This window comes from Paenibacillus sp. V4I9 (assembly GCF_030817295.1).
In the GTDB taxonomy this organism is placed as follows: domain Bacteria; phylum Bacillota; class Bacilli; order Paenibacillales; family NBRC-103111; genus Paenibacillus_E.
This window is the reverse complement of the sequence record NZ_JAUSZE010000001.1, coordinates 7,728,689-7,745,843: the sequence shown is the minus strand read 5'-3', so window position 1 is coordinate 7,745,843 and position 17,155 is coordinate 7,728,689. Positions and strand designations below refer to the sequence as shown.

18 protein-coding genes and 1 other RNA gene are annotated in these 17,155 nt (G+C 44.7%); 7 read left to right on the top strand and 12 right to left on the bottom strand.

Translation table 11 applies throughout. From position 1 onward, the window contains the following. Positions 1-175: 175 nt before the first annotated feature. The 3 genes from QFZ81_RS35720 to QFZ81_RS35710 all read right to left on the bottom strand — a co-directional run bounded on the left by QFZ81_RS35720 (position 176) and on the right by QFZ81_RS35710 (position 1,672). Positions 176-616: a DUF6526 family protein gene (locus QFZ81_RS35720; protein WP_307606528.1), complete on the bottom strand. Its 441-nt coding sequence runs from the start codon at positions 614-616 to the stop codon at positions 176-178. Continuing rightward, positions 613-840: a hypothetical protein gene (locus QFZ81_RS35715; protein ID WP_060646304.1), complete on the bottom strand. Its 228-nt coding sequence runs from the start codon at positions 838-840 to the stop codon at positions 613-615. The genes QFZ81_RS35720 and QFZ81_RS35715 overlap by 4 nt, the downstream gene beginning before the upstream one ends. A gap of 76 nt (positions 841-916) precedes the next feature. Further along, on the bottom strand, positions 917-1,672 hold the full coding sequence (locus QFZ81_RS35710) for a GTP pyrophosphokinase (protein WP_307449220.1): 756 nt from the start codon (positions 1,670-1,672) through the stop codon (positions 917-919). A gap of 246 nt (positions 1,673-1,918) precedes the next feature. Between QFZ81_RS35710 and QFZ81_RS35705 the strand changes: the two genes are divergently transcribed. From QFZ81_RS35705 to QFZ81_RS35695, 3 genes are all read left to right on the top strand, one after another. Next, a complete protein-coding gene (locus QFZ81_RS35705; RefSeq protein ID WP_307606526.1) occupies positions 1,919-2,725 on the top strand; it encodes a hypothetical protein in 807 nt (268 codons plus the stop codon). Positions 2,726-2,828: 103 nt separating this feature from the next. After that, positions 2,829-3,092, top strand: coding sequence for an AbrB/MazE/SpoVT family DNA-binding domain-containing protein (locus tag QFZ81_RS35700; RefSeq protein WP_307436084.1), 264 nt, complete (start codon positions 2,829-2,831; stop codon positions 3,090-3,092). Further along, complete coding sequence (locus tag QFZ81_RS35695; RefSeq protein ID WP_307436087.1) at positions 3,092-3,493, top strand: type II toxin-antitoxin system death-on-curing family toxin; 402 nt, start codon at positions 3,092-3,094, stop codon at positions 3,491-3,493. Before QFZ81_RS35700 ends, QFZ81_RS35695 begins: the two co-directional genes overlap by 1 nt. A 157-nt stretch (positions 3,494-3,650) precedes the next feature. Here the strand turns inward: QFZ81_RS35695 and QFZ81_RS35690 are convergent, their stop codons facing one another. After that, on the bottom strand, positions 3,651-5,039 hold the full coding sequence (locus QFZ81_RS35690; RefSeq protein WP_307606523.1) for a sensor histidine kinase: 1,389 nt from the start codon (positions 5,037-5,039) through the stop codon (positions 3,651-3,653). Beyond that, positions 5,029-5,703, bottom strand: coding sequence for a response regulator transcription factor (locus tag QFZ81_RS35685; RefSeq protein ID WP_307436095.1), 675 nt, complete (start codon positions 5,701-5,703; stop codon positions 5,029-5,031). Before QFZ81_RS35685 ends, QFZ81_RS35690 begins: the two co-directional genes overlap by 11 nt. A gap of 140 nt (positions 5,704-5,843) precedes the next feature. Here QFZ81_RS35685 and QFZ81_RS35680 point away from each other — a divergent pair, with 140 nt between their 5' ends. After that, a complete protein-coding gene (locus tag QFZ81_RS35680) occupies positions 5,844-6,602 on the top strand; it encodes a hypothetical protein (protein ID WP_307606521.1) in 759 nt (252 codons plus the stop codon). Between the two features lie 121 nt (positions 6,603-6,723). On the opposite strand, the gene QFZ81_RS35675 is transcribed toward QFZ81_RS35680, so the two are convergent. The 4 genes from QFZ81_RS35675 to QFZ81_RS35660 all read right to left on the bottom strand — a co-directional run bounded on the left by QFZ81_RS35675 (position 6,724) and on the right by QFZ81_RS35660 (position 9,188). Beyond that, complete coding sequence (locus QFZ81_RS35675) at positions 6,724-7,251, bottom strand: DUF3231 family protein (protein ID WP_307606519.1); 528 nt, start codon at positions 7,249-7,251, stop codon at positions 6,724-6,726. A 59-nt stretch (positions 7,252-7,310) separates the two neighbouring features. Beyond that, on the bottom strand, positions 7,311-7,628 hold the full coding sequence (locus QFZ81_RS35670; RefSeq protein ID WP_307606517.1) for a GMC oxidoreductase: 318 nt from the start codon (positions 7,626-7,628) through the stop codon (positions 7,311-7,313). A 92-nt stretch (positions 7,629-7,720) separates the two neighbouring features. After that, positions 7,721-8,107: a hypothetical protein gene (locus QFZ81_RS35665; protein WP_307606515.1), complete on the bottom strand. Its 387-nt coding sequence runs from the start codon at positions 8,105-8,107 to the stop codon at positions 7,721-7,723. 145 nt (positions 8,108-8,252) lie between these two features. Continuing rightward, positions 8,253-9,188 (bottom strand): DMT family transporter, encoded by a 936-nt coding sequence (locus QFZ81_RS35660; RefSeq protein WP_307606513.1) that lies wholly within the window; start codon positions 9,186-9,188, stop codon positions 8,253-8,255. A 189-nt stretch (positions 9,189-9,377) separates the two neighbouring features. Here QFZ81_RS35660 and QFZ81_RS37620 point away from each other — a divergent pair, with 189 nt between their 5' ends. The 3 genes from QFZ81_RS37620 to QFZ81_RS35650 all read left to right on the top strand — a co-directional run bounded on the left by QFZ81_RS37620 (position 9,378) and on the right by QFZ81_RS35650 (position 12,116). Next, complete coding sequence (locus QFZ81_RS37620; RefSeq protein WP_483874682.1) at positions 9,378-10,067, top strand: transmembrane-type terpene cyclase; 690 nt, start codon at positions 9,378-9,380, stop codon at positions 10,065-10,067. A gap of 793 nt (positions 10,068-10,860) precedes the next feature. Next, entirely contained in the window at positions 10,861-11,652 is a 792-nt protein-coding gene (locus tag QFZ81_RS35655) for a hypothetical protein (RefSeq protein WP_307606510.1), read from the top strand. Next, a complete protein-coding gene (locus QFZ81_RS35650) occupies positions 11,652-12,116 on the top strand; it encodes a hypothetical protein (RefSeq protein ID WP_307606508.1) in 465 nt (154 codons plus the stop codon). Before QFZ81_RS35655 ends, QFZ81_RS35650 begins: the two co-directional genes overlap by 1 nt. A gap of 995 nt (positions 12,117-13,111) precedes the next feature. On the opposite strand, the gene ssrA is transcribed toward QFZ81_RS35650, so the two are convergent. From ssrA to rnr, 3 genes are all read right to left on the bottom strand, one after another. Next, positions 13,112-13,476, bottom strand: a transfer-messenger RNA (tmRNA) gene (gene ssrA / locus QFZ81_RS35645). 173 nt (positions 13,477-13,649) lie between these two features. Next, positions 13,650-14,132, bottom strand: a complete 483-nt coding sequence (smpB, locus tag QFZ81_RS35640) for an SsrA-binding protein SmpB (RefSeq protein ID WP_047679001.1) — start codon at positions 14,130-14,132, stop codon at positions 13,650-13,652. A 95-nt stretch (positions 14,133-14,227) separates the two neighbouring features. Beyond that, positions 14,228-17,155 carry a ribonuclease R gene (gene rnr, locus QFZ81_RS35635; protein ID WP_307606504.1) on the bottom strand — a complete coding sequence of 976 codons (2,928 nt, stop codon included), beginning with the start codon at positions 17,153-17,155 and terminating at the stop codon, positions 14,228-14,230.

The following is a 17,155-nucleotide window of genomic DNA, read 5'->3' as shown; positions in this document are numbered from 1 at the left end:
GACCCGGAATATTCAATCAGGGAGTCAGTAATCGATCGCAAAAAAAAATGGCAGAGCAAGAATAAACCTTGCACCACCATTTTTCTGCTTTTCTAACATTCTTGACAATCGAACTATCTCTCGAGCGAAATCATTCTACTTTCGAGGCAGCTCCTTTCACTATAAAGGAGCGGCACTATACTCGGTAGTTATCGCTTCTCCAGCTCCTGATCGACTTTTTGATCGCGTCAGGTGCCAACTGCTCCGCGGCAGCCTTCTTACAAAGTGTAGGAAACTCCTCATTGGAAGCAAAGCGTAGAGCCGCAATTTGCCCTACCGTGAGCTTGGCATCCAACAGCTTCTGGGTCAACACATAGTGCCTTAGATTCTCTTCTGCCCGTATCGCGCGATCCTGCGCTTTTAACGGATAGGACCGTACAAGCAGGAATACAATGACTAAAATGATAGAAATGAGCAGAAAAATAACCGCGGGCAGTATGTCTACCCCGGATTGCACTGACCTAACGAGCTGGATAAGTGATAAAATCACTAAACCCAGCGCCAGCACACTGTAAACAAAGTGAAACAGCGGATGCATTCTACGATGATTCGCATAGTTTTGATGTCCGTTACTCATAATTTCTCTACGATTTCATCGATCTCACTTTTTAATAACAGGTAGCGATGAACACTTCTCATAATTGGCACTTTGGTTAACTTGTTTTTGTCCACATACAGTTTCATCTGATCTTTAGAAAGACCTAATGATTCTCCTGCTTCCATAACGGTTAGTACTTCTTCATTACTTGTAGCGTTGAACGTTGACTTCACTTTTTGATTCCAGTCTTCAAAAGTATTCATTTACACGCACCCTTCTAATTCCGTTATATTGATTATACCACAGAAATTAAAAGAGGCATCATCCAATTAGCGGATACTACTTCACATCCTCATCATTTAAAAGCTCCAGCAGCGCTTGTGGCAGAGCAAATTGCTGATTGTTAATAATAATTCGATTCAACTTATCGTCCATTGTTTCCGATTGCTCTTCTTTAATAACTTCAATTTCGGCATGCAAGCGTTCCATTTGCAGATCCAAGGCTGACGCGGCTGCAGCCGCTTGCTTTAATTCATCCAGAAGCCGCGCTGGTACAGCTTGATTGCCTTGATTGAACTTATAATAGATTTTATGCTCCAAACTGGCCCAAAAGTCCATCGCAATCGTTCTAATCTGAACTTCGATGCACACACTTTCTAGTCGATCCGACATATGTACAGGCACTTCGATGATCAAATGAAGACTTTGGTACCCATTAGGCTTCGGGTTCTTAATATAATCCTTCTCATCCAGTACTTTAAGGTCGCCTTGACTCTTCAGCATCTGGCTTATGACATAAATATCAGAGACAAACGAACACGTAATCCGCATACCTGCAATGTCCTTAATGCTCTCCTTAATCCCTGAGAACGAGAGGTCGCCTCCCTTTCTATTGAGCTTGTGAAAGATGCTTTCCGGTGACTTCAAGCGAGATTTGGTATGTTCAATCGGATTATATTCATGCAGCATTTCGAATTCCTGCACGAGAATTTCAATTCTAGTCTCTATTTCATCCAGTGCAAACTTATACGTCATCATAAATCGTGTCAGTTCGTTTTTGAATCGTTTTAAATCATTGATCGAAAGTTGATTCATCATGATTGTTCCATCCTTTGGTCGTGGTTATTTTACCAGTCCTAGCTAGTGTAATTCACATGTATCACTTGGCGCAAATTTGGTGTTCTATTGACATCTTCCGTGGCGTCTTGGTATAGTACTCCTATCATATTCGAGTGAATACTTACGACGGAAGCACCCGTAAGATAAGGCCGATGGCCTTTCTTGCAGGTGCTTTTTTTGTTGTATTCACATCACACTTTCAAATTTGAAGGAGGTTGTCTATTGAAAAATTTTACAGCTTTGCTCACCGCTTTAGCCCTCGCCTCTGCTATTCCAGCCGAGTTAGCTTCAGCCGCTTCATTCGAAATCACAACCACGATTCAATCCTCTCTCGACAAAACGATTGCCGCCGCGACTCAAACCCAAGCCAGTAAAATCAGTTCGCTATACACCGAATTCCTCAACCTTCAGAAGCAAGAACAGGACTGGGAAGCCAAGATCAATACGCTACATAGCAGAAATAAGGATACATCGGCAGAGCTTAGCAAACAGGCCAAAGATATCGATTCCGCCAAATTGGCGAAATTGGAGGAGGAGATCTCGCGAACAAGAGCTCGGCATCAGCCCTTATTATCTCAGTACGCCGCGTTAAACAAACAAATCGAAGCCGCCCGAGCACTGAAAAGCAAGAGCTTGAGCGCCCTGCTAAGATTCCAAGCTGCTGCTATGAAAATCCCCGTACAACTAGCTCGTATGGATATAAGCGCCAAAGTAAAAGCTTCCCAAGCTGCTAAAGACAAAGCATCCAAAGCGACGAAAAAAATCCGCAGCAGCCTGAATGACATTGACCCCATAAACGTACAGATCAAAGCTAAGCAAGGTGCTATCAAAACGATCCAAAACAGCCTCTCCCCGATACGGACCGCATTTAAACAAGGAGCAAAAAAAGAAGATACGAATGCTGTTCAAAGCTCACTCACCTCCATGATTTCTCTTTCACGCCAAATGAATGCAGAAAAAGAAAGCATCTTCAAGCTTGAAACGAAGATAAGTGATGCACTCACTGCGATTAAGGCTCAAATTCCGTAGGACAGATTCGTTGATATTTTGCACATGGGGCTATTCCAATATAACTTGTATAATTGTATAATTGTTATAACAACTGAATAAGATAGTAAGGAGTTGATTATATATGAGCAAGGTGATGGACATGGAGCGTAAGGTTTCGAAATTCGGCAATAGTCTCGGCATAACGATGACGGATGCTCTTAAGCAAATTGGTCTTGAAGTTGGTGATACCGTAAAAATTGATGTGCGAGAAAACGATGGAGAAATCGTCATCAAGAAAGTAAACAAAGTTGCTCTTCCCACTGGGATTAGTCCCGACTTTCTTGACACACTCTCTCAAGTCATGGAGGAGTATGACGAAACATTGAAAGGTTTAAAAGATAGATAATGAACACAATTCGCTATTTGACCACACAAGAAGCCATAGCAATTAATGTTGCTGTCATTCAAAAATATAGTTTTGGCGAACATATAGGTGTAAAAGATAGCCATATGCTGGAGTCTGCTTTATTGCGCCCGCAATCATCAGCCTTTGGAGATGATGCTTATCCCAGCATCTATCAAAAAGCAGCAGCTTTGTTCGAATCCTTGGGACAAAATCACCCCTTTCAAAATGCGAACAAACGTACAGCCTTTACAGCACTAGTCATCTTTCTCCGTTACAACGGTTATCGTTTCTCGATGAACAACAAAGCTGCGGAAGATTTGACAGTAGATATGGTTAACCACAGATATGCTTTCGATGATGTAGCTGAGATAATCAGGAGTCATTCGGTGCCCATTGAATAATAGCGCTTTCAAAAGTAATAAATCCACTTAATGGCAAAAAAAATGAGATGGCAAGGTTATTCTTGCCTTCTCATTTTTTTGTTTTCTGTCGATTGTAAAGGAAAGTCACCTGACCTTTAGTTAGCGAAGCGACGTTCCCTCGGAAAATTCCGGTTACCTACAAAGGAATACGAATCTTGAACGTACTGCCCTCTCCAAGCGTGCTTTCCACATGAATATTGCCCCGACTTGCATCCACAATATTCTTGGCGATCGCAAGCCCAAGACCATGGCCGCCGATTTGACGCGTTCGTGACTTATCCTGGCGGTAGAAACGGTCGAAGATGCGCGGAAGTACTTCGGCCGCAATGCCGATCCCATTATCCTTCACTTCGATGGTGAAGCTGCGAGCCCCTTTTTCCTTGCCGTCTGCAAGCACTACATGTACGGTTCCCTTGCCCGGCGTATACTTAATCGCATTATCGATTAGCAGGATGAGCAGCTGCGTGAATTTCTCGGCGTCCCAATTCACCGTCAGCTCATGAGGGACATGCAGCTCAATGTCGATGTCCTTGGCTTGAGCAAATGGCTGTAGCTTACTAATCGCTCTTGCGGCTGATTCACTTAGATTAAATGCGGATCGATCCAGCTCGAATTCGCCAGAATCAGAGCGGGCAAGGTGCAGCAACTCGCCGGCAAGCTTCGTTATGGAGTTAACCTCCTCTTTCATGCCATTTAGCACGTTCTTCGAAAAGGGGTCGCTCTCGATGCTTTCTTCAAGCTGAAGCGCCTCGATCGATGTTAGCATGACACTCAGAGGTGTACGCAGCTCATGGGAAGCGTCTGCTACGAACTCACGTTGTTTCGCATACGCTTTGGCAATCGGTATAATCGCTTTGCGTGCCATCAGATGGCTGAACCATAAGGCTAGAGCAAAGAAAAGCAGCGCCATCCCGATCAACAGAATAAGCAGCAGGCGGAACAAATCGTTCTGGAACGTAACTTCCTTCCCTACATATAAGGTGCCGATCCGCGCCCCATTCCATAGCAGCTGACGGTCCGAAACAAGAAACTTGGCATTCTCCCCCAGTTTCGGGCGTCCTAAGTCGTCTGCAGACGGCTTATCGAATGTTTGCAAGGTAACTTTCTCGATTCCTTTCCCCCTGAAATGTCCCTTCGCAATGGCCTCTATCACCTGATTACGCAATTCCGGCTGAATCTCATCACCTAACTGTATGTTCCCATTTTCAGCAATCAAATAGTAGAACGATTGGTCCGTGCTGATCGAGAAAGCATCCTCTATTGAGCGCGGGGGACGTCTATTCGGATCGCTGTCTTGGTCGGCCCACTTTTGCAAGGTGCGAATTTCACTGTCAGCAAGCTCATTCAATCCCGTTCGTTGATCGTTCCAGATGAATAGATAGAGTAGGACATAAACAATGATGACGAACAAACTCAGAAAAGCAATAAGTACACCGCTGTATTGCAGCGTCAACTTATTGCGCGTTCGGTCGAACAAATCACCTTCGGATAGCCGATTTTTTAAAGAGCCCCAGTTATGCTTCAATTTTATAACCTACGCCTCTCACGCTCTGAATGAGCTCCCGTGAGTAGGAGGGCTCGAGCTTCTTTCGGATTAACTTCACGGTAGCGTCGATCGTCTTTAGATTCACTTCGGCATCAAGACCCCATACTTTGTCCAGGATGACCTCGCGGGTCAGTGTACGTCCTTTGTTCTGCAGCAGCAGGTCTAGAATTTGAAATTCACGCGGGGATAATTGGATTTCTTGGTTGTCTCGAATGACGATTTGACTCATCCGCTGCAGCTCCAGATCACGGATCCGGATAACATCCTCCTGAAGGGGAACGAAGTTTCTGCGCATCAGTGCTCGCAAACGTGCCAGCAGTTCGTCCATCTCGAACGGCTTAACCAAATAATCGTCGGCTCCCGCATCGAGACCTTCAACACGATCCTGCAAAGCATCCTTTGCAGTCAGCATTAGAATCGCACCGAGATAGCCCTTTTTACGAAGTTTGGCACACGTTTCGAGGCCATCCCCCTCCGGCATCATCCAATCGAGCACGACAACATCGTAACTGGAAGCCGTCGCATAGTCGAACGCATCACTGCCCGTCTTCACCCAATCAACGGTGCATCCAGACTTCTTTCTCAACATATGCGCGGTCAGTTCACCCAGACGAATATCATCTTCCGCCAATAGAACCTTCATTTTCCTGCCCCATTTCCCGACTTACCATCTTCATAAAAGTATAACCGAAAGCTTTCGTGCTTTCACCATACTTTCACCAAGTCCAAGTAATATAGGTTTCAAGAAACACACAATTTAATAAAAAGAAGGGAAGAATGACGATGAACATAAAAATGAAAATGATCACCACTAGTACGCTAGTGGCCGTAATTGTAGTAAGTGGAGGTATAGCATTGAGCAGTAATAACACGGTGTTAGCAGCACCTTCTGCGACAAATGGAACAGCAGCAAATAATAAACCGGTTAAGGATGCACCCGCAAGAGAAGCGGGCAACAAAGGAGGACTGAACTGTAAACCCGCTCCCGTTACAGCTCCTCCTACAAGCCAAACTCCATCTGAGGGCACAACGAATGGCAGCAATCCTGGTCAAGCAGCTAATTCAGTCGTAATATCGGGTGGTTTTAACACAGATCCGCAAGACCATGGCAGGCCTGTCGTACTTATTGCCGCGGCCCTTGGGGTACCCACTGAGGTTTTTAGAGAAGCATTTCGCGGCGTAACTCCTGCGGGACTGGACAGTGGACCAAGCTCCGAACAAGCTCAGCAAAACAAAGCGGCTCTCCTTAAAGTTCTGGCCCCCTATGGGATTACGAATGAACGTTTAGATGAGGTGTCCAACTATTACCGTTATAACGGAAGAAAAAGTGATACTTGGCAAAAGACGCAAGCTACTGCAACCGCAACAGTTACGAATGGCGTTGTGACTGGTGTAACCATTACAAATCCAGGAGCAGGGTATTCTTCCAGTCCAACGATAACCGTAACGGGACCAAATGGTACCTTCACTGCGACAGCTACGTTAACATACACGAAAGACTTTAAAACAAATGGAAGTATTTCTGCTATCACTATCAAATAGAAACGTGTATAAACTTTCCTCGCTTTAACACCCAATAAATCAAAAAGCACCTTCTCAGGTGCTTTTTGTGCTTATACTAGCAAAGTACTGCTTAACGCTTCCTAAACTAGCTTGCAATGGCTTATGGTGTGAAATACGGGGGTACTTTTAGCCACCCTTTTCTCATTAATAAATCTTTTAACGTTATCGCGTATGTAAACTTCTTCATCTGAAATTTGGCGAACATCGCCGCAACATCCGGCCGTACTGACTCTGTCATGCCCCGGCAAGCATAATTTATTCCCAGTACAATATTGAAGCTGAGAAGACTCGCTATTTCCTCATCAGACAGTTTGGATCCCTCCGGAATATTCCGGAAATCGCCAATCGGTTTATTCGGCGATGCCTCTTGCAGCGGGACGCCTTCTGCTTTTAAAAACTCAGTTAACTCTGCAAATATGGGACCATGAACATCGTTAATGACTTCTTTCAACTTCTCCAGTAGTTCAAGATCTTCTACAATGTTATAAGATACCTGTTCACCGCGCATGGTTTGTTCCGTTGCAGTCAAATAAAACCATAGATTCATGACTTCTCCGACGTTTAAAGGCGGCTTTTCACCATCCAGAAAAGGCTTAATCGCATCATTGAGTACTTCCATGATATTCATGTTCGCAGCTCCTTTTTGCTAGTTAGAGTTCCCATCTGCCTGGTTTTTATTTCATGCTTTTATTTGAAATATTTCTCGACCATTTTGTCAGCGGTGCGAGTGGCGAGAGCTTGCGTTGTAAGCGTTGGATTCGCCCCACCCAATGCGTTAAAATGCACACTATTATCAGCTATATATAACCGCTTGATCTGATAGGATTCACAGTTGTCATCAACGACAAACCCCATCCTCATAGTACTCTCCATATGTATCATCAGGGAAGCCGGCCAATCCGACCGGAGCAGCTTCTTAGCTCCTGCTTTCCGCAAAATGTCCACTGCGATTTTAACCAGTTCGTTGCGGTTCCTACTCCCCCGTTGTCCAGCAACGTAGCTCACCTTCGGGACAGGTCCATGTTCATCCTTATTTGCCGGATCAACCGTAACCCCGTTTCTATAATTAACCTCATCGTCTGCAAATATAACGATGCTTACGTTCTTCGATAGTTTTCCATCCAGTCCTGCAGCTCGGGCCCTACGACTCGGCCGCGCGCATACTCTGGCATACTGGTGGGAGGCGATTGCAAGGAGCTGTATCCAGACTGACTTAATCCATAGCTCATGGAATCGGTTAATCCGGGACTCATCCCCGTAACCAAAATGGAGCCAAGTCCGGGATAGTCCAGCCTGCCCCCTGATGTATGGCCTACAAATGGATTTATTTCCGGGCTTCCCAGAATGGCGACCAGATCTCTTTCATCGAACATCCCCGTGACCCAGTCAAAATAATGATTAACCAACCCCCGTCCTACCCATGGATTGCTGGGTAACCCCGAGTTTAGCCATAGCCGGGGACTTTCAATTGTTCCGGCAGCCATGACCACGACTCCGGCTCTAATCTCCTCGGTCTCCCCTGTCATGATTTCGCTATGCTTTGATCAAAAAACATTACCCAATTCATATGAATGGGTAGTGTCTAATTTGTTTTGTATGAAGGTGTACTCCCTCCGCTTTCGCTCAGGTCTAGATTTTAACAGATTCTCCACCTACAGAGGAAAGCCTGCTATCTCTCTTCTTTAAAGTCCCAATCACAATACCAACCGTGGTAAGAATGAACGCCACAACGTGAATCCAACCAATTTTTTCATCCAAAAAAATAATTCCCCCAACCATACTGGCAAAAGGAAGCCCGTTTAGGAACATGGCTGTTTTATTGGCACCTAGAAATTTAATACCATGATTCCACCCTAGTGTACCCAGTGAAGATGCTATCCAAGCTGACATTAACATAACTGCCCATGCTGTTCCTGGCAAATGAATCTGAGCATACGATGAAGGCCCAAAGAAAGTCACTGTACCCAGATTTAACATGACTCCCCCAATTAGCGTGGAATAGGTAGTGACAACTAAAGTTGGCATGGAAGTTGTCGACAACTTCTTAATGAACAATGCACCAACAACATAAGCCAACATGGATAGAAGCATGATGAAATCTCCCCATCCAGATAAACCTACAGAACTATCTGCCGATTTGGAAGTTACGACCAAAACGACCCCTGAGAATCCAAACAGAATGCCGATGCCCAATCTCATATTGAATTTTTCCCCAATGAAAATGGATGCAAGCAGCGCGGTAGATAACGGATTTAGTCCTAAGATCAGCGATGCATTTGTAGCTGTAGTTGTTACAACCCCGTAAGCTAAAAATAACTGATGAAAGAAGATCGATGTTAGCCCTATAAGAAAAAGAAGCCCCCACTGCTTGGCATTGGGTTTATAGAATCCATACTTTTTAAATACAAACGGAAGTAACACAATTCCTGCGAGCGGCATCCTAATTGCGGCTACAAACATGGGCGAGATAAACTGTGTAAGGTACTTAACCATTACAATATTTAAACCCCATGAGATGACCACCAAAGCTAGAATGAAATAAATGGTTTTCTCTGATTTTACCAAATTGATGCACTCCTACTCTTATAGCAATTATTGAATAATATCATGCTGCTGCTAAGATCTACAAGGAATGAAATTTTAAAGAGCGATTCAAAAATACGGATATAGCAAAAACAGCCCCAACCACTTGGTGGTCGAGCTGCTTTTTAGATTTACATATCTGTGCATAGACAAGCTAAACAAATCATATTTATGAAAGAGAATTCCCTGGAAGGATGCGATTTACTACGTATGGAACACCTTTTACCATTACAAATAGAACTTATTCTGCAGTTTGGGATCGTCTTTTTTTGGACAATCGCTTATATATGGGTCATTTATAAAGGATTCCGGGATCGAACCTGTGGAATGCCAATAGTAGCCCTATGTGCCAATATTACTTGGGAATTTCTGTTTTCCTTCGTCATGCCTTTCCACCCACTCCAGCAAATCGTAACTCTACTATGGTTTTTATTAGATTGCATCATCCTGTTTCAATTTCTCTATTATTCAAAAAAACTATCTCCAAAATGGCCTACAAAACCTATAGTTCTCTCCTTACTAGTCATTGCTCTGCTGCTTCACTACGGAATGGCTATCGAATTTCATGATCCTGAGGGCAAGTATTCCGCATTTGGAATCAATCTAATGATGTCCATACTTTTTATAAAAATGCTACTGAAACAAGATTTACACGGCCAATCCATCTACATCGCTTACTCTAAAATGGTCGGCACCCTGTGTGCATCTATTTGGTGCTATTCCCTAAACCCGCATTCAATCTTGTTAACTATGATGTATATACTTATATTTATTCTAGACGTCGTTTACATCTCGTTGGTTTATCGCAAGTCAGTTAAGATCATTCATAGATCCACTATAACTCACCGTTCCTTCTACTAAGGGGCTATAATCTTCATTGATTTTTCGTTGTTGTCAAATTGATCAGCCGCATTGCGAGCCCTTATGAGAAAATAATAGGTTTTCCCGGATGTTAACCCTTCCACCTTATCCTCGTAGGGGTAGCGTTTGGTCCGATCACCTCGTCCAGCATAGTCTAGTGGAATGCCCAATTTCAGTGGATTGGCCTGTATATCTTGATTCTTCATGTCCTGTGAAATGGGACGAGCCTGAGAATGTGCCACATCCCACTGAACAAAGACATTTTTTCCTCGGATATCTTATCATCCAACCTTCGAAGGATATTAGCAATTTTGAAATCAAGGACATTTTAATGATGGAGGTGAGGGGAGCATTGAAATATCCTATCTAACCTGCTGACGAAGCCAACTCACCGATGATAACCCTAGCGGTACATTTCAATGCCGTGCTCCCTACGCTCACGCTCCGGTCCGCGGGCGAACCCTTAGGGGCCCCTTCTCCCTAATCATTAAAATACAAGAGACACCCTTTCGGGTGTCTCTTGTATTTTAATGGAGGTGAACCGTGGCTTGGTAAATCCACAATTCGTCGCCGCGTGATGTCAAGGGTATTTGGGGAGGTGGCATAAGCCAGGCAGTCCCCAGTTCCCCTCTCTAAAGCCCCTCACCTTGCGAATTATCTTAACCGTTCAACTATCGTTCTTCGTCCCTCACGATTAGTCTGAACTGAGAGCTCATTTGTTTTACTTAAATTAACATGAATTGGTAATACTATCTTTGTATCACTCAAAACATTATACAGAGGGACATATTTTATGGATAATTTTAAAAACTTAGATAACAAATATCGGCGTTACAAAGCCCATGTCAGTATCTTTGGAACGACCCAGTTTCACTTGCGAAACCCATATATCATCGCATGGTGGTCTGCTGCTTTTCCTGGATTTGGACACCTTTTGTTAAGTAAGTATTTGCGCGGATTGGTCCTTTTCATATGGGAAGTGTTTGTTAATTATCAATCTAAAATCAATCTGGCATTGGTTCATTCATTTGGCGGAGATATTGAATTGGCTAAACAAACTTTAGATACCAGATGGATGTTAATGTACATTCCCGTTTATTTATTTGCCATTTGGGACAGTTATCGAACGTGTGTCGACATGAACAAAGTGTATTTGCTAGCTGAAAAAGAAAACGCCCCTTTTAATTCCTTTAGCATTGGAGCGCTTGAGATCAACTACTTGGACAAACGAAGTCCATTCATGTCCGTCTTTTGGTCGATATTTATGCCAGGACTTGGGCAATTACATATTCATCGAATTATAATAGCATTTTTTTCACTGGTATGGACGATTGCCTTCTTGTATTTCTCCCATTTGCTCGAAGCCGTTCATCTCCTTTTCTTAGGAGAAATTCAAAAAGCAACGGATATTTTGGATAAACAGTGGCTTTTATATATGCCTTCCATGTGGGGGTTTGCAATTTTCGATTCCTATATCAATACAGTGGAAAACAACAAATTGTTTGAAAAAGAACAACAAGATTTTCTTAAAAGAAATTATCAGAATGCTAAATTTAGGGTTAATAAAGGGAAAGTGGTGAGTTGATGTTACAACTTTTTTCCACCTTCGAACACTCTAATTATTTAGAGTTAGCTATAAATGAATTGGAAAAAACAGGTATAAAAAAAGAAAGCATTTTCGCTGTCCCTTTAACCAATCGAAAAGTCGAACGAAGAATATTTGACTCCATTCATAATTCAGATGGAGTTTCCCTCATGAGTACAGGGGCAGCACTGGGAACGGCATTTTCCGTCGTTGGAGCAAGCGTTGGTTTTAAATTACAATGGGGTCCGATTTATTGGGGACTTATTGGAGCTGTTGGAGGATTTTTATTGGGTTTTCTTATAGATTTGTTTATATACAAAGTCATTAAAAGGCACAAACGGCTTATACGCGGTAAAAATTCGGAAGTTATCTTAATTGTGGAATGTGGAGAAGAACAAGCAGACCATGTGGAAAGTATACTCTGGCATCACTTGGCTTTAGGAATAGCAAGAATTCAGAGTTAAAAAGGGACAAAAATCAAAAAGGGCTGCTTCAAAGCAACTCTTCCACTGTTATTTCAATCCTCTACCACAACTTATCTTTCAGATGGCAAACAATTTCCAGAAAATTCTGTATCTATATTATTCCACATAATCTATGATCAGAGGGAAAGCGATTGCAATAGGGAGGGAATCATATGTATTATTGTCTTAAGTGTAACAAAACGCACGAAAAACATTCTGAACCTGGCACTATCTTCTCAAGTGGATTCACAACAAAGGAAGACAAGGTAATAAACGTTGGTTATTGTAAAGCTTCCATCTCAACTAAAATTAATTTTGATGTCCTAGAAGAAAAGTTAGCATACCTACAAAGACACGCTTGTTGATCTTAACACATGAGCTATCAGTTGGAATGGATGGTTTAATATCAAAATCAATCATGAAACGGATCTTGTGGATGGTGCTAAAGACCAATAACTATCCAGCTTATTATTAGGAAAAGCCCTCTTTGTAGAGTTCAAAAGAGGGCTTTTCGGTGTTTTTCTTGCGCTAATCTGCCCGTTTCCTTCAATAAACAAATTGGAATACCTTGAAAGTAGGCTCTTTCGCAAATAGTCGTTCATTGTTGCGGGAGCTCACCAAACCGTTCCGCCTCCAACTCAAAGGCCTTTCCTGATTCATGAGCAGCGGATCTCCTGAACTAAACATGACAAGGATTACAAGCTATTAGGAGAGGATACGGAGGGCCGCACTAATAAATCTTCCGCGCTGGGTGCTTCGACAAATGGCTCTAACCCATCGAGTATCCGAAAAAAGCGACGGGTACAGTAGGAAGCGTCTTTTGAACGCAACCGACCGTACCGTCGCTATTTGGGGAACATAATTAAAATTTCACCTTGAGCCCTTGTCGAACCCCTGTCCTGATTAAAAGTTGTGGTTTTACCCGGATAAGGACAGAAAAAGCAGTTATTACAGAGAATGCTCTGTAATAACTGCTTTTCTATTGTGGATTTACCATATGGAGGTGAGGGGAGTCGAACCCCTGTCCGAAAATATCGCCACACAGGCATCTACGGGTGTAGTCACAGTTTTGATGTCACCCGAGCATCGCCCCGTAACCGGCTATGCGTTGGGTCAGCCTGATTGTCTTCCTACGTCCGACCCCAGGCGGAGACCAAACGTCGTATCCCACTATAGTTGAGCCCCTATCCCAGTCACATGGGCGATGCTGAGGAGGAGCACGCTAACAGGTTATTAAGCTGCTAAAGCGTAGTTGTTTTGTGTTTTGCCATTTAATAGGCTTTAGCGTTTTATAGTGGACGCGGCCCCACTACCCGCAACCCGTGCCCAAACTATCCCCGTCGAATCCAAGAACACCCCCGGATTGCCTTCGTTGCCGTCATAGACGGTGAAGGTAAAAGAAAAGCAGGATAATCATTTGAGCCAAATTGCTTTCAAATCTTTGCTGCTAAATTAGTATAACACATGCTGGGGAAATATGAACGACTAGGTTCATGGAAGTTGAGGTGTTGCCTTCCAGTATGGGCTGGCCACCTATCTGGCAATCTTCTGCTTCTCACGCAGAGCACGTTGAATGTCTCGCTGTGCATCCTTTTTCGCTGCAGATTCACGCTTGTCGAACTGCTTTTTCCCTTTGCCTATGCCGACCAATAGCTTGGCGTAACCATTTCGGATATACACCTTCAGTGGAACGAGGGTATAACCTTCTTGCTTCGCCTGTCCTAGCATCTTGGCAATCTGCGCCTTTTTTAAGAGCAGCTTCCGCGTCCGGGTTGGATCTTCAGGATTGCTTCGGTTGCCTTGATCAAAAGGACTAATATGCATGTTGTGTACAAATGCTTCGCCATTACGAATAGTCGAAAAGCTATCGCCTATGTTTGCTTTACCTGCCCGTAAGGATTTGATCTCCGTGCCGGTCAGGACAAGACCGCATTCATACGTTTCTTCAATAAAGTAGTCGTGTGAAGCCTTTTTGTTCTGGGCGAGTAATTTGCCATCTGCCTTTTTCGTTGCCACGTGAGATCCTCCTCCCGCACGTTTAATGCAGGTAAATACTGCTACAATGTGCATCCTATTGTAGCAAGATAAAGGCGGAAAAGCAAGAAGCGGCGTTATCTCCGCCGCTTCTTGCTACCATCGCCGTCGTCACTCCGACGACGACCACCCTTGGCGAGCGCGTTCACGCCGCTCGCCCAATCACTACCGCCTGTGCTGCGCTCAGCAGTAGGCGAACCTCCACCCGCTTGGGCTTCGCCCCCAAGCGCGATCCCACCGCGGCCGCGCTTGCTTTCGCCGCGAGCTGCACCACTCTCTGTCCGCCCTGCGCCGACAGATTCAAGCCTTGCGCTCAAGCTGCCGCCTTCGCTCAGCTTAGGACCGCCCGCTTTGCCGCGGCCAGCACCACCTTTGCCGCGCTTCTCGCTCCACGGCGTGCTCCCTGCCTTACCGCGCCGGGATTTGCCTTGTCCTGCTCCACCTTCTGCGCGTCCAGAGCCTTCACCGCGCCCTTGCTCTGCTCCGCCTTCCGTGCGTGCCGCCGCTTCTATTCTACGAGCTGCGCCACCTGCAGCACGTCCCGCACCACGCCCTTGACCTACTCTTTCAGCTCTTTCCTTGCCTTCTGCCGTACCACCGGCTCCAACCCTTTCAGCTCTTTCCTTGCCTTCAGCCGTACCTCCGGCCCCTGCTCTTTCCTTGCGCTCTCCACCAGCAGCACCAGAGCCTTGAGCCTTCGCATAGCCGCCCTTGCCCTTAGCGGCAAATCCGCCTTTTCCTTTTTCAGGTTTGCCTTTATCGGATCCCCCGCGGAAGCCTTTAAATCCAGCCGCACCTTTAAATGAAGGTTTTCCACCACGGTTTGAACTTCCTCCACCGCGATTAAACCCGCCCTCTTTGCGAGGCTTCATATCGAGCAGTTCAAAATCAATCGTATGCTCATCCATATTGACACGAGCAACACGAATCTTGATCTCATCGCCGATTCGATAGATCTTGGACGTACGTTCACCAATGAGAGCAAACTGTCTCTCATGGAAATTGTAATAATCGTCGGTCAAATCGCTAAGACGAATCAAACCTTCAACCGTATTGTCGAGCTCCACGAACATACCGAAACCGGTAACGCTGGAGATAATACCTTCGAATTCCTCGCCGACTTTATCAAGCATGTATTGAGCTTTCTTCAGCGCTTCCGTCTCACGTTCAGCATCAACGGCAACTCGCTCACGTTCCGATGATTGCTGCGCAATATCACTCATCCGCGACGACAAATATTCATGACGCTTATCGGATAAGGTACCGCCGCTTTCCAGCACTTCGCGAATCACCCGATGAATAATTAAATCGGGGTAACGACGAATCGGAGATGTAAAGTGAGAATAGAATTCCGCTGCCAAGCCGAAATGCCCTAAGCTCTGCGCATCATAGCGAGCCTGTTTCATGGAGCGAAGCATAATTTTACTAAGCACCGTCTCTTCGGGAGTTCCTTTAATCTCTTCCAAAAGCGCCTGTAACGCCCGTGGATGTACCGAATTCCCTTTACCTTTAACCGAGTACCCGAAGTTCGTCACAAACTCCATGAAATTCATCAGCTTCTCAGCATCAGGGTCTTCATGAACACGGTATAAGAAAGGCACTTTCATCCATGAAAAATGCTCAGCAACCGTTTCATTCGCAGCTAGCATGAACTCTTCGATCATCATTTCGGCGACGGAACGTTCTCTTTTCACAATATCCGTAGGTTTGCCTTCGGAATCGACGATAATTTTAGACTCCTCGAAGTCAAAATCTATCGCCCCACGCTTCATCCGTCTGGAACGCAGCCTTGCAGCCAGCTCTTCCATTCGTTTGAAATCTTCCATCAAGTAGTCATATTTCTCGACAATCTCCGGCTCGGCTTCACCTGTCAGAAGCTTCCGCACATTCGTATACGTCATGCGCTCACTAGTTTTAATAACACTCGTGAAAATTTCGTGGTTCACCAGTTTTAAATCCTCATCGAACTCCATCTCACAAGACATGGTTAAACGGTCTACACGAGGATTCAGCGAGCATATTCCGTTAGACAATCTATGAGGCAGCATCGGGATAACACGATCAGTCAAATACACGGAGCAGCCGCGATTATATGCTTCAATATCAAGCGCAGTGCTTTCCCGCACATAATAGCTCACATCGGCAATATGAACGCCCAAACGAAGATTCCCGTTTTCCAAAAGCTCCACATTTACCGCGTCATCCAAGTCTTTCGCATCTTCACCATCAATGGTTACAATGCGCTTAGAACGAAGATCCCGCCGTCCTTGACCAATAATCTCTTCTTCACTGATCGAATCCGGAGCTTTCTCAGCCTCTTCAATAACTTCCTCTTTGAACGCCTCAGGCAGTTGGAATTTACGAACAATGGCAAGGATATCAACGCCTGGATCATCTTTGTGACCAAGGATCTCGATAACTTCCCCTTCAGCCGCAGAACGGCCCTCTGGATAGTTTACAATCTTGACAACGACTTTTTGCCCCGTAACAGCGCCCATGAAAGCATGCTGAGGGATGAAAATATCCCGAGACACACGCTTATCATCAGCAATAACGAACCCAAACGTCTCTTGACTCTGAAAAACGCCAACAATTTGTGTATTCGCACGCGTAATAACTCGCACGACTTCGCCTTCCAGCCGGCCTCCGCCTTGACTCCTCGCGGTTACCTTTACGAAGACAATGTCGCCATTCATCGCGGTATTTAGATCATGTGCATTAATATATACGTCCGGGTGGTCCCGATCATCTGGAATTAAGAAACCGAAGCCTTTGGCATGAGCCTGCAGCTTACCTCTCACCAAATTCATTCGTTCAGGAACGCCGTAGCGGTCATTTCCGCCTCTGACAATGTGACCACTTTCCTCTAATTGATTTAACAATTTAATAAAATCCTTAAACTCATTCGCACTTTCAATCCCGAAATGCTTTTCAAGCTCCTTATAGGACATAGGCTTATAAGCCTCTTCTTGCATCAAACTTATGATTTCTTTATCTGTCATCAT